Source organism: Psychrobacter sp. CAL346-MNA-CIBAN-0220, assembly GCF_040309805.1.
Taxonomy (GTDB): Bacteria; Pseudomonadota; Gammaproteobacteria; order Pseudomonadales; family Moraxellaceae; genus Psychrobacter.
On record NZ_JBEOPF010000685.1, the window covers coordinates 1 to 239 of the forward strand.

Below are 239 nucleotides of genomic sequence, written 5' to 3' on the forward strand. Positions count from 1 at the left end.
GTAACGACTAGTGTTACGAATTCGGCGGTAACGATCTGCTGAGCGGTTAAATATTTCATCCGATACCGTCATTTCTGCAGTGTAATCGGTAGAGGCAACCCACAAGCGTAAAATATCGGCGCCTAGTTTATTCATCACATTTTGTGGTGAAATAACATTACCTAACGACTTAGACATTTTACGACCGTTTTCATCAACGGTAAAACCATGAGTAAGTACTTGGCGGTATGGTGCATGGC

At 42.7% G+C, this 239-nt stretch carries 1 protein-coding gene; it reads right to left on the bottom strand.

The genetic code is table 11. The features are described from left to right. A partial coding sequence (locus AAEY88_RS15330; RefSeq protein WP_350563771.1) for a class I tRNA ligase family protein occupies window positions 1-239 on the bottom strand: 239 nt, incomplete at both ends.